This window comes from Paenibacillus sp. MCAF9 (assembly GCF_052114265.1).
Lineage (GTDB): Bacteria > Bacillota > Bacilli > Paenibacillales > Paenibacillaceae > Pristimantibacillus.
On record NZ_JBFREL010000028.1, the window covers coordinates 53,154 to 65,263 of the forward strand.

10 protein-coding genes are annotated in these 12,110 nt (G+C 47.5%); all 10 read right to left on the reverse strand.

All coding sequences use genetic code 11. The features are described from left to right. Window positions 1-79: 79 nt before the first annotated feature. The 10 genes from AB4Z45_RS26605 to AB4Z45_RS26650 all read right to left on the reverse strand — a co-directional run bounded on the left by AB4Z45_RS26605 (window position 80) and on the right by AB4Z45_RS26650 (window position 11,976). Entirely contained in the window at window positions 80-745 is a 666-nt protein-coding gene (locus tag AB4Z45_RS26605) for a YdeI/OmpD-associated family protein (protein WP_441912578.1), read from the reverse strand. Continuing rightward, complete coding sequence (locus AB4Z45_RS26610) at window positions 742-1,497, reverse strand: tRNA threonylcarbamoyladenosine dehydratase (protein WP_430057769.1); 756 nt, start codon at window positions 1,495-1,497, stop codon at window positions 742-744. The genes AB4Z45_RS26605 and AB4Z45_RS26610 overlap by 4 nt, the downstream gene beginning before the upstream one ends. Window positions 1,498-1,526: 29 nt before the next feature. After that, the gene (gene aspS / locus AB4Z45_RS26615; protein ID WP_076270824.1) at window positions 1,527-3,347 is read right to left on the reverse strand and encodes an aspartate--tRNA ligase; all 1,821 of its coding nucleotides are present in this window, start codon (window positions 3,345-3,347) and stop codon (window positions 1,527-1,529) included. 28 nt (window positions 3,348-3,375) lie between these two features. Next, window positions 3,376-4,641 (reverse strand): histidine--tRNA ligase, encoded by a 1,266-nt coding sequence (hisS, locus tag AB4Z45_RS26620; RefSeq protein ID WP_441912579.1) that lies wholly within the window; start codon window positions 4,639-4,641, stop codon window positions 3,376-3,378. Between the two features lie 673 nt (window positions 4,642-5,314). Next, window positions 5,315-5,485 (reverse strand): hypothetical protein, encoded by a 171-nt coding sequence (locus AB4Z45_RS26625; protein WP_441912580.1) that lies wholly within the window; start codon window positions 5,483-5,485, stop codon window positions 5,315-5,317. A 92-nt stretch (window positions 5,486-5,577) separates the two neighbouring features. After that, complete coding sequence (dtd, locus tag AB4Z45_RS26630) at window positions 5,578-6,021, reverse strand: D-aminoacyl-tRNA deacylase (RefSeq protein ID WP_076270826.1); 444 nt, start codon at window positions 6,019-6,021, stop codon at window positions 5,578-5,580. A 54-nt stretch (window positions 6,022-6,075) separates the two neighbouring features. Continuing rightward, window positions 6,076-8,256: a RelA/SpoT family protein gene (locus AB4Z45_RS26635; RefSeq protein ID WP_076270827.1), complete on the reverse strand. Its 2,181-nt coding sequence runs from the start codon at window positions 8,254-8,256 to the stop codon at window positions 6,076-6,078. A 198-nt stretch (window positions 8,257-8,454) separates the two neighbouring features. Beyond that, window positions 8,455-8,985 (reverse strand): adenine phosphoribosyltransferase, encoded by a 531-nt coding sequence (locus AB4Z45_RS26640; RefSeq protein WP_076270828.1) that lies wholly within the window; start codon window positions 8,983-8,985, stop codon window positions 8,455-8,457. Between the two features lie 22 nt (window positions 8,986-9,007). Further along, window positions 9,008-11,026 carry a single-stranded-DNA-specific exonuclease RecJ gene (gene recJ, locus AB4Z45_RS26645; protein WP_441912581.1) on the reverse strand — a complete coding sequence of 673 codons (2,019 nt, stop codon included), beginning with the start codon at window positions 11,024-11,026 and terminating at the stop codon, window positions 9,008-9,010. A gap of 32 nt (window positions 11,027-11,058) precedes the next feature. Further along, complete coding sequence (locus tag AB4Z45_RS26650; RefSeq protein WP_076270829.1) at window positions 11,059-11,976, reverse strand: cation diffusion facilitator family transporter; 918 nt, start codon at window positions 11,974-11,976, stop codon at window positions 11,059-11,061. Window positions 11,977-12,110 lie beyond the last annotated feature (134 nt).

Consider the following 12,110-nt stretch of genomic DNA (forward strand, 5'->3'; position numbering starts at 1 on the left):
ATGGCTGGTATATAAAAAAATAGCCGATTCTCAGAAAAAGCAAAATCGCTTTCTCTAGAAACGGCTATTTATTTATTGGTTAATTATCGAATGGAGATTTTAAACCTCGCTCCAGCTTATCGATAGTTGCTGCTACTCGTTTCATGCGTGTTTCTTCCCGCTTCGCATCCGTAATCCACTTTACGAAATCACGTCGCTTTGCAGCGGTCAGGCTGCCTTCGAAAAAGGCTGCTGCTGTACTAGATGCCTGTAAAGCAGCTGCTAGATCATCTGGAAAAGGAAGCTCTTCAGCCGACCCAGTAGATGATGTGCTGGAAACGGCTGCTGAGGATGTTCGCCTAGCTTTACTCTTTTGCGCAGCACCTTCTGGACGATAACGCATAGATGACCATGTGTCATCCATCGATATCATAGCGACGCCTTCAACATGAAATGTCAGCATCAGCTTCCAGCCCGTGTCTCGGTTGATGTCCGTCTTCACCTTAGACGAGCCCTTGGGATACGTGATCCATAACAAACCATCAGGCTTAACTGTAACTGCCTGGATAGCTGCTGGTGCATGCTCCGCAAGCTCAGCTAAGCTGTTAACAAATAAAAGCACAAAGTCGTATTGCAAATCTGCATCAATAGCTGCTGAAGCTGCTTGTAATCCAAGCTCCTCCAAGTAATGCTCGGAAGGCGGCCTTAGGACAAGCGCCTTCATATCCGGCATCAATCGCAGCTTTTTGACAAGCGCTTCGTTCATACCTCAATGCCGCCGGCAGCAAGCAAATCCTTCACGACAACACTAACCATGATCAGACCCGCTACCGGCGGAACAAATGCATTGCTGGCCGGAGGCTGCTTAGCTTTGCGAATGTCAGGCGCATTCTCGGGAACGATTTTTTTTGTAACATCCTCGCGAGGCTTCATTGGCAGCTCCGTTGAGAATACAACCTTAACGCCGCGTTTGATGCCTTCCTTACGAAGTTTAGTACGGATAACCCTTGCTAGGGGATCGGTATGCGTCTGCGAAATATCGACAACCTGAAATTTCGTCGGGTCCATCTTGTTCGCTGCGCCCATACTAGAAATTATCGGAATTTTTCTCTCGAGACATTGCTTGATCAAATGAATCTTATACGAAATCGTATCGGACGCATCAACAACATAATCAAGCGGGTACTCGAAAAACTGTTCAAACGTTTCTTCCGTATAAAACATACGCAGGGCAATGACATCACATTCAGGATTAATCAGCTTAATCCGATCGCGCATAAGCTCTGATTTTACTTGCCCCACTGTCGTTGTGAGCGCATGAATCTGACGATTAACGTTCGTAATATCTACAACGTCCTTGTCAACGAGTATAATACGTCCAACTCCGGTGCGTGCAAGCGCCTCAGCTGCAATGCCGCCAACGCCTCCGATGCCGAGCACGGCAACCGTGCTCCCCTTCATTAGCGCTAGCCCCTCTGGCCCAATAGCCAGCTCTGTTCGTGAAAATTGGTGAAGCATCCGGCCGCCGCCTCCTTCGTATTGATTGCTTATTTTTCGCTAGTTTCTGTTGCTGCATTTGCTGCTGCCGCTGCAACTGGTTGCTTCGGTTTAAGAACTGTACGGATATGCAATTGCTCAAGCTGCGAAAGCTCGACCTCGGACGGCGCATCGCAGAGAAGATCTGTTGCGCTTGCCGTTTTTGGGAATGCAATCGTCTCACGCAAATTCGTGCGGCCTGTAAGCAGCATCACCAGACGGTCGAAACCAAAAGCAATACCGCCGTGTGGAGGCGTTCCATATTCAAATGCATCCAGCAAGAAGCCGAATTTTTCTTGTGCTTCTTCCGCATTAAAGCCAAGCGCTTTGAACATTTGTTCTTGTACCTCACGCTTGTAAATACGCATAGAGCCGCCGCCAACTTCATAACCGTTCAGAACTAGATCGTATGCTTGTGCGCGAATTTGGCCTGGATCAGTATCGAAGAAATGAAGGTCGTCTTCATTTGGACGTGTGAACGGGTGGTGTTCAGCAACATAACGCTTCGCATCCTCATCCCAGCCAAGCAATGGGAAGTCAACAACCCAAGCAAACTTGAATTTCGATTCGTCAATCAGGCCGAGGTCTTTACCAAGCTTAGAGCGCAGGTTGCCGAGTACATCACAAACCACTTTTTTCTTATCTGCAGAGAAAGTTAGCAAATCGCCATCTTCAACTTGCAGACGCTCAGTTAGCGAAGCAATCTCTTCCGGTTTAAGGAACTTAACGATCGGCCCGCGCCATTCGCCATCCTTCACGGTGATCCAAGCTAGCCCTTTACCGCCATAACGAGCAGCGAACGGCTGCAAGTCATCAAGCTCTTTGCGGCTCCAGCTTGCACAGCCCTTAGCGTTCAACGCTTTAACAACGCCGCCGCCTGCTGCAACGCTTGCGAATACTTTTACATCGCTAGTTGAAACGATATCGGTAATATCTTTAATTTCTAGGTCAAAACGAAGGTCCGGTTTGTCGGAGCCGTATTTGTTCATTGCATCTGCATAAGTGATGCGTTGGAACGGAAGCTCAAGCTCTACGCCAACTGTTTCTTTCAAAAGTTTAGCTGTCAGCTCTTCCATCATAGCAAGCAATTGATCTTGTGAAAGGAAAGAAGTCTCGATGTCGACTTGCGTGAATTCCGGTTGACGGTCTGCACGAAGATCCTCATCGCGGAAGCAGCGAGCGATTTGGTAGTAGCGTTCAATACCGCCAACCATTAGAAGCTGCTTAAAGATTTGCGGCGATTGCGGCAATGCAAAAAACTCACCTTCATGCACACGGCTTGGCACCAAGTAATCACGCGCGCCTTCAGGCGTGCTTTTCGTTAAAATTGGTGTTTCTACGTCGATAAAGCCTTCTCCGTCTAGGAAATCGCGGAAAACCTTTGCAGCTTTCGAACGAAGCAACAACGTTTTTTGCATTTCTGGACGACGCAGGTCAAGGTAACGATATTTCAAGCGAAGCGACTCGTCTACTTCTACGCCATCCTCAATTGGGAATGGAGGCGTTTTGGCAGCGTTCAACACTTCAATTTTTGTAACACGAACTTCAATTTCACCGGTAGCAAGGTTAGCGTTGTAAGTTTCAGCATCGCGCTCCACTACTGTTCCTTGAATGGCAAGGACGAACTCATTACGAGCACGGTCAGCGATCGCTAGTGCGTCACCAGAGAAATCTGGGTTGAATACCGTTTGTACAATACCAGAACGGTCGCGAAGATCGATAAATAGGACACCGCCAAGATCGCGGCGACGTTGTACCCAGCCGTTTAGAATAACTGATTGACCAACGTCCGCTTTCGTTAAGCGGCCGCAGTGATGTGTTTTTAACAACATTGTGTTCATTCTCCTCGTTTAGTTAGATTTATTTTTGTGTAGCAAACGAACTACTAATTTCTTCAGCGAGCTTATCCAGTTCAACAACACGCTGTTCGCCTTTTGTCATGTCTTTCAAGGAAATCTCGCCGCGCTCAAGCTCATCGTCGCCTAGTATAGCGGTAAAACGGGCTTGAAGACGGTCTGCCGACTTCATTTGCGCCTTCATTTTACGACCAAGATAATCGCGCTCTGCACGTATGCCTTGCTGTCTTAGCTGGTAAACGAGCTTAGTTACCTCACGCTCTGCAGCTTCGCCAAGCGCAACCACATACACATCGATTTGATTAAAAACCGGCAATTCTGTTTCTTGATGCTGAAGCAGCAAAATCGTTCTTTCAAGACCTAAGCCAAGACCGACACCCGGCTGTTCAGGACCGCCGATTTCTGATACTAGGCCATTATAGCGACCGCCGCCGCCGACAGTATCGATCGTACCGATACCCTCTGCCTTATATTCGAAGGCTGTATGGGTATAGTAGTCGAGTCCGCGAACGAGGCGATGATTGATTTCATAAGGAATGCCCATGTCACTCAAATACATTTTTACTTTATCAAAGTGAATTTGGCATTCCTCGTCCAGGCTGTCCAAAATAGACGGCGCATCCGTAAAATGCTCTTGATCGACCTTGCAATCAAGCACGCGCAGCGGATTGCGATCCATCCGTGATTGGCAATCCTTGCAGAGCAGCTCACGCTTAGGCTCTAAGAAAGCAAGCAGACGCTCGCGGAACACCGCGCGTACAGCCGGTGTTCCGACGGAATTAATTTCAACTCGTACGCCTTTTAGACCCACCTCTGTATAAAAGGTATAGCCAAGTGCAATGACTTCTGCATCTATAGCAGGATCAACCGAACCGATAGCCTCAACGCCAAATTGATGCAGCTGGCGATAACGGCCTGCCTGTGGCCGCTCATAACGGAACATCGGACCGATATAATACAATTTAGACACGTCTGGCTCGCCGTACAGCTTGTTCTCTACGTAAGACCTTACAACGCCTGCGGTTCCTTCCGGACGAAGCGTCAGACTGCGATTGCCGCGGTCTGTGAAGGTATACATTTCTTTCTCAACGATGTCGGTCGTTTCACCGACGCCCCGTTGAAACAGCTCAGTGGATTCAAATATCGGCGTACGAATTTCCCGGAAATTATAACGCTGACAAATATCCCGAGCCTTCTGCTCCACATACTGCCATCTCTCTACCGCGCCAGGCAAAATATCCTGTGTGCCCGGCATTTTCTGAAATGCCATTGAATAACCCCTCCTGCCCTCATAATAAACGGGTTAAATTTCGGAAAACGCAAAAAACTCCCGTTCCTAATAGCTTGCGCCATAAGGGACGAGAGTGAATCTCCCGTGGTACCACCCACATTTCGAGCCTGCATCCTATGCGTTCGGCTCGCTCAAAGACGGTTAACGTCCGTCATCCGCAGTCCAGCTACTGTGCGTTAGCTGCAAGCCTAATAGCTTGCTGCCACCCTGCCGTTCACCGTCTGTTCTCCGGGAAGTCTGTTCATTCTGCCAATATAAGGACGCTTGCAGCCAAGTGACGTCCCTCTCTGAATATAAGGCGTAGAATTACTTTGTCCCATCAACGAATCCATATCTATACTGAGGACTAATTTTACCTCTGACTAAGATTAAAGTCAAGATCGAACTGCCCAAGCAACGCCATCCTGTTTAAAATAGGCAGAAAAAAACCTACAAAACGTATTTGTAGGTCCAAAAGTAAAATATATTTTAAAAAGGGGGTCGAGTTCTATTATAGGTCAATGATATTAAAAAAAAGTTAGAGATTGATTACAGTAATATTACAATTTCGAAAGCGTTTTAATGGAGGCATTGTGTAGATGTCCTTTTCTCCAATAGTTTATTTCAAAAGATAACCGCCCCAGCTCTCGGCTTGGGCGGCGGTATACTTATGCTATAGTTGACCCAAATTATCGCGGCGCGGGTGCTGCGGGAAACCCGCCCACTCCTCCGCTGCTTCCATATCTTCCTCAAGCTCTGCAAAAATTTTAGCTTCTCTGCGATCGGAATGAAGCAGTCTGCGAGATGCTCGTTCCATCCCTTGTTCCTTGCGTGATTGGTGCATTCGCGGTTTACCTCCAATATGGCATACTGCTTGTACAAGCTTCTTATGATGCGTGCACAGCCTACACTATATTGTTTCCCGCGTTGCCTTAGTTAAATACGGCTATCCAAAATTAACGTTATAGGCCCGGAATTCACTAGCTCCACGTCCATCATCGCACCAAAGCGCCCCGTTTCCACGACCAATCCGGTGGAACGAAGCGTCTCATTAAATAAATCATACAGCTGCTCTGCTTGTTCGGGTCTGGCGGCTGCCATGAAGTTAGGGCGTCTGCCTTTCCGGCAGTCTCCATACAGTGTAAACTGTGAGACCGAAAGCAGCTGCCCGCCAACATCTGAAATAGAATGATTCATTTTGCCTGACTCATCCTCAAAAATACGCAGGTTAGCTACCTTATCAGCCATCCATTTGACATCCGCTTCTGTGTCCTCATGCGTCATGCCTACAAGAAGCACAAGCCCCGAGTCAATTGAACCTACTGTTTCACCCTCAATGACTACCTTTGCTTGTTTACTGCGTTGAACGACAACCTTCACTGCTTAAAAACCTCCGATATTCGTTTTGATCTCAATCCGGCAAGAGCAAAACGATTATTGCATAATCCGTTGAACAGAATAAATATCCTGCACTCGTTTGATCTTCTCAACGACCGAAGTAAGGTGCTCGACATTGCGGATAAGCACCGTCATATGAATATGCGACATTTTGTTTTTTACAGAACGTCCGGTTACAGCTGAAATATTCGTCTTGCTTTCGGATACAGCCTGCAGCACTTCATTCAGAAGGCCTCTGCGATCGTGTCCGGTTATTTCGATATCGACGCTGTAATTGGCATCGATATTATCTTCCCACTCTACCTCTATTACGCGTTCGCCCTCTTCGCCCTGATCGCCAAAAGGTATGTTCAAACAATCCATTCGGTGGACTGAAACGCCGCGACCGCGAGTAATGTAACCAATAATGGCATCTCCCGGAACAGGATTGCAGCAGCGTGCAAAACGAACGAGCAAATTGTCGATGCCCTTCACAGTCACGCCTTGATTCGGACGTGATTTGCGATTGCCCGGCGATTTTATTTCCTTGATTTCGCTTGTAAGCTCAATCTGGCTTGCCAGTTCGGCCTCTCTGCGCATCTTCTCGGTAAGTTTCGTGCAAATTTGTGCAGCCGTAATTCCGCCAAAGCCGATTGCGGACATCATATCCTCAATATCGTTAAATGCGAACTTCGCGGCAGCCTCCTGCAGCTTATCTTCCTGCAGCCATGCGGAAGGCTCAAGTCCTAAACGCTTCAGCTCACGCTCAAGCAGATCCTTGCCTTTTGCTACATTTTCTTCGCGACGCTCTTTCTTGAACCATTGCCGAATTTTGCTTCTAGCGTGTGAGGACTGCGCAATTTTCACCCAGTCTTGACTTGGTCCATAAGAATGCTTCGACGTTAATATTTCAACGATATCCCCGGTTTTGAGCTTATGGTCAAGCGGCACAATTCGACCGTTCAGCTTCGCGCCAATCGTTCGATTGCCCACTTCGGTATGAATCCGGTAGGCGAAATCAAGCGGTACAGAACCAGCTGGCAGTTCAATGACTTCACCGCTAGGCGTAAATACAAATACGAGATCGGCAAAGAAGTCCATTTTAAGCGACTCCATAAACTCCGACGCATCGCGCGCTTCATGCTGAAGCTCTAAGATTTCTCGGAACCATGACATTTTATCTTCAAAGTTGCCGCCTGGTACTAGCGAACCCTCTTTGTAAGCCCAATGTGCCGCAATTCCGTATTCTGAGGTGCGATGCATTTCCCAAGTACGAATTTGTACCTCTGTAGGCTCTCCATTTGGCCCTATAACGGTCGTATGCAGCGATTGATACATATTCGCCTTCGGCATCGCGATATAGTCCTTAAAGCGACCAGGCATCGGTTTCCAGAGCGTATGAATAATTCCGAGCGTAGCATAGCAGTCCTTAATATTATCAACGATTATACGAATAGCAAGCAGATCATAAATCTCTGTAAACTGCTTGTTGCGATCGGTCATTTTTTTGTAAATGCTGTACAAATGCTTAGGGCGACCAGAAATATCACCTTCAATACCCATTTCTTCGAGCTTCTCGGTAATCCGCGAGATGACATCGTCAATAAACTGCTCGCGTTCCGCACGCTTCTTCTTCATGAGATTAGCGATACGGTAATATTGCTGCGGGTTCAAATAACGAAGAGCAATATCTTCCATTTCCCATTTGATAGCTGAAATCCCGAGGCGATGAGCAATCGGACAAAATATTTCCAACGTTTCATAAGCGATACGACGCTGTGCTTCTTCCGATTGGAACTTCAGCGTGCGCATGTTATGAAGCCGGTCAGCCAATTTTATTAAAATGACGCGAATGTCCTGAGCCATGGCGACAAACATTTTACGATAGTTTTCGTTTTGCTGCTCTTCTTTAGAACGAAATTGAATTTTTTCGAGCTTCGTTAGACCGTCTACCAGCATCGCACAGGTTTCGCCAAATTTCGCACGCACCGTCTGCAAATCAACAGTTGTATCCTCAACGACATCATGGAGCAATGCTGCGATAATGGACAGCACGTCCATTTGCATATCAACAAGAATATCCGCCACCGCTACGGGGTGCAGAATATATGGCTCTCCCGATTTCCGTACTTGTCCGTGATGGGCTTGCTCCGCAAAGTCATAGGCTTCCTGGATGCGTATAAGGTCCTGCTCTTTCATATAGGCGGATGCCTTCTCGAGTAAATGCTCAATGCCCATGAAACGTCCCTTTCTGATTACACTCCTGGCGGATCCCATTCATGCGTTTTCCGAGTTTTTATAATATTATGCCTGTAATCACAGTACCGCGTCAACTACCAGAGACCTCCAGCAATAAAATAAAACCGCCTGGCCTTCTCGCAAAATGCGAATAAGGGAGATAGGCGGTCATTTTATAGAGCAATCTTGCTGCTTGAATTATGAGTAAGTCATTAGTGAGAATACATCGATTCCTTTAAGCTTCTCACGGCCAGTTAAGTATGCAAGCTCAATTAGAAAAGCTGCGCCTACTACTTCACCGCCAAGCTGCTCAATCAAATTGATCGATGTTGCGATCGTTCCGCCTGTTGCAAGCAGATCGTCAGCAATGAGTACGCGTTGCCCCGGTGTGATTGCATCCTTGTGCATAGCCAGTTTATCCTGTCCATACTCCAAGTCGTAGCTTGCTGTAATCGTCTCGCCCGGCAGCTTGCCGCTTTTGCGAATCGGAGCAAAACCTACGCCTAGCGCAATCGCCAGCGGTGCGCCTACTACGAAGCCGCGAGCTTCTGGTCCTGCAATGACGTCAATTTTCATATCTTGAACAGCAACTCGCATCTCTTCAATCGCAGCACGATATGCTCCTCCGTCTTTCAGAAGCGTCGTAATATCTTTGAAACGGATACCTGGTTGCGGGAAATCAGGAATTACCCGGATGTAATCTTTGAAGTTGTATTGTGTGTTGGACACTTGAGGTCAACCCTTTCCATTTCTAACTATTCATTATAATTTGTGTTGCTTCAAATTGTTCTTTTGCTTCTCGGTAACGTTCAGAAGTAGCTAAATCACGTTTCTGAGGTGAGGCTGCTGCATGCATCATACCATTGTCTCGGTTAATAAATTGCAGCTCCTCGAATACTGCCAGCATAAGCTCAACCGTCTCTAAGGATAAACCACTTTGCTTCGATAAGCGAGCATTTAATCCTTGAAGCGGAACTTGCCCCAGCTGTTTCAACAGTTGATACACTTTGCCGAATTGCTCGCGCTCTGGAAATTCGACAGCAGCAGGATCAAAATGCACATCATGCAGTTGAAGCTGAGGTTTGCGCTGCCCATTCCACTCATTAACAGATAATTCACCGACAACATCTATTTTGCTGCCCGGCTTTAAACCTTCTGCTAGCATTCCCATACTGAAGCCGATACCGTCTAATAAACGACGGCCGCTTCCTAGAGATAGCTTTAAGTGTCTTGACTCCTTGCCTATCGTACGACGATCTGCAAGCTCCGTCTTCTGAAACAGCAATCTTGGCGATGGATTTCCCATCCCGAACGGCTCAAGCTGTGAAAGCTCGGTAATCGTATCGAGAGTGGCTTCGCTAACCGAGCATACAAGATCAACTGACGTTTTGGGAATCCAATCGTCAGCGCTCAGCCATTCAGCAGCCAGCTCGCCAAGTTTCTGTTCAAATTCAGATAGTCGATCGCGATGAAGACTCATTCCAGCAGCGGCCTGGTGTCCTCCGTAATGATCGAGCAGCTCGTCGCAAGCTGTAAGGGCTGCATGCAGGTCGAAGCCTTCTATGGAGCGCGCAGAGCCTTTACACATCCCTGTCTGCTCATCTATCCCAAGAATAATAACTGGCTTATAATTGCGTTCTAGCAGTTTGGAGGCAACGATACCGATGACACCAACATTCCAGCCTTCACCTGAGAGCACAATAACTGGCGGAGGTGATGCATTCGCGGCTGCAGCATCGTCGCATTTGGCCTGCCACTGCAGCTCGGCTTCCTTCACGATACTCTCCACTACGCGCTGCCGTTCTTTGTTTAAACTGTCCAGTCCGATTGCAGTCAAAATTGCATTGTCATAATCGTCGGTTGTGAGAAGTTCGACTGCACGTTTCGCATGGTCGAGCCTTCCAGCTGCATTGATGCGCGGTGCCATTCCAAAAGCAATGCCTGTCGCAGTAATGCTGCCTAGCTCAATGCCGCCAGCCTCTGCCAGCGCTCGGAAGCCTACCCCTGCATGATTCTTCAATCGCTCTAAACCGCAGCGAACAAAAATACGATTCTCGTCTTTAAGCGGCATTAAATCTGCTACTGTTCCAAGACTCACAATGTCGGCCCACTCAAGCGGAGGACGCTCTAATAAAGCATGCGCCAGCTTGAATGCAACGCCTACACCTGCAAGTCCTTTGAACGGATAAGCGCAGCCTTCTTGCTTCGGATTGACAACAGCTGCTGCATTTGGGATTTGCTCTGGCGGCTCGTGATGATCAGTAACAACAACATCAATCCCGAGCTGCTTCGCATAATCTATTTCTTCAACAGCGCTGATGCCCGTATCAACCGTAACAATTAAACCGATGCCCTCTTCAGCAGCCAGCTCAATCGCTTTTTTGTTTAATCCGTAACCTTCCAAAGCACGATGAGGAATATAATAATCAAAATCATAGTTTAATGATCGAAATAAATGTACCAATAAAGATGTGCTTGAAACGCCGTCCGCATCGTAATCGCCATAAATCCTTATTTTCTCATTGCTGGCTGCTGCTCGCTTTATGCGTGCAACGGCAGCCTCCATTCCAAGCAATAAATAGGGATTATGAAAATGCTCCACCCCGCCTCGCAAAAAACGTTCAGCCGCTTCGGTATCATCAAAGCCGCGCTGCACAAGAAGTCTCGCTACTAGCGGCGGCAAACTAAGATTCGCTGCCAAATCCTTCGCTTTTGCTTCGTCGGCAGCAGACCATGGCGCTACAGCCCATCTTGTCTTCCTTTGAATCATGCTGCTTGCTCCTCTCCTGCTGTTTGCTGTTCTTATTGCAGCAGTGTCGGCATCTGCTCCTGATTCGGATCATGATTAGACTTATAAGGATAACCAGGATCATAAGGCTCAACGAAAATCGATACATCCGTGACATGTATAAAACGTTTCATGACGAGCTGCTTTACCCTTTTGGCAATCTCTTGACCCTCAAGAACAGAAATGCGTGGATTTACACTAATAACCATTTCTGCAATGACATAATGACCATGCTCTTTCGCTCGCAAGGTTTGCACAGTAATGACTCCATCAACACGTTGAATAAGCTGCATCAGCTCATCCGGATTTTCCTCTGAAGTCTTGCTATGTTCATCTTTTCGCATAAAGACTGTAGCCATTCTGTAGCCGTTTACGATAACAATGACCGCAATAACGATCGCTGCCGCCGGATCAAAATAATAGAGCACCGGCACATTCAGCATTTTGCCAATAATCGCTCCGCTTGCGCCCACTAATGCTGCGACTGAACAATAAAGTCCTGTCATTCGATCCTTCGATGGAAAAAACAGCTGCTGCACGATTAGAGCAAGCGCGATGGCCACTGCCGCACTCCAGTGCGGAGCGCTCGTTACACGATCAGAAAGGTCTCTAATGGCAGATATACCAATTTCGAGCCCAACGATGAGAAGGACGACTGACAACAATATCGTTGTCGCCGTCTCTCCTCTTAAATCTACTGGTACCGCTTTGGCACCCGGGTTTGCCATTTTTCGCTGCCGGCTTGCCCTCAAACCTGAAAGGGCAACAACCCCGGCAGCGACCTCAGCCGCTGTTCGAAATGCATCCGCGAGCAGCGCTTTGCTTCCTGACAACCATCCTATTACACCTTTAAATAGAGCCAGCAGCATGTTTCCCCATAAGCCGGCCCAGCTTGCGGACTCTGCTTTTACATATCGCTGTGTGGTTGACATTTATACCTCCTACAAGGTTTTGCGAATGCAAAACCTACTTCGTAAGCATGTACTTAGGTTTTGCGCATGCAAAACCTACTTCGTAAGCATGTACTTAGGTTTTGCGCATGCAAAACCTACTTCGTAAGCATGTA

Bases quoted from the DNA above. Each gene is read 5' to 3' on its own strand.
- recJ (WP_441912581.1), bottom strand. From the start codon at position 11,026: ATGATTCAAAGGAAGACAAGATGGGCTGTAGCGCCATGGTCTGCTGCC.
- aspS (WP_076270824.1), bottom strand. From the start codon at position 3,347: ATGTTGTTAAAAACACATCACTGCGGCCGCTTAACGAAAGCGGACGTT.
- AB4Z45_RS26650 (WP_076270829.1), bottom strand. From the start codon at position 11,976: ATGTCAACCACACAGCGATATGTAAAAGCAGAGTCCGCAAGCTGGGCC.
- AB4Z45_RS26605 (WP_441912578.1), bottom strand. From the start codon at position 745: ATGAACGAAGCGCTTGTCAAAAAGCTGCGATTGATGCCGGATATGAAG.
- AB4Z45_RS26635 (WP_076270827.1), bottom strand. From the start codon at position 8,256: ATGGGCATTGAGCATTTACTCGAGAAGGCATCCGCCTATATGAAAGAG.
- hisS (WP_441912579.1), bottom strand. From the start codon at position 4,641: ATGGCATTTCAGAAAATGCCGGGCACACAGGATATTTTGCCTGGCGCG.
- AB4Z45_RS26610 (WP_430057769.1), bottom strand. From the start codon at position 1,497: ATGCTTCACCAATTTTCACGAACAGAGCTGGCTATTGGGCCAGAGGGG.
- AB4Z45_RS26625 (WP_441912580.1), bottom strand. From the start codon at position 5,485: ATGCACCAATCACGCAAGGAACAAGGGATGGAACGAGCATCTCGCAGA.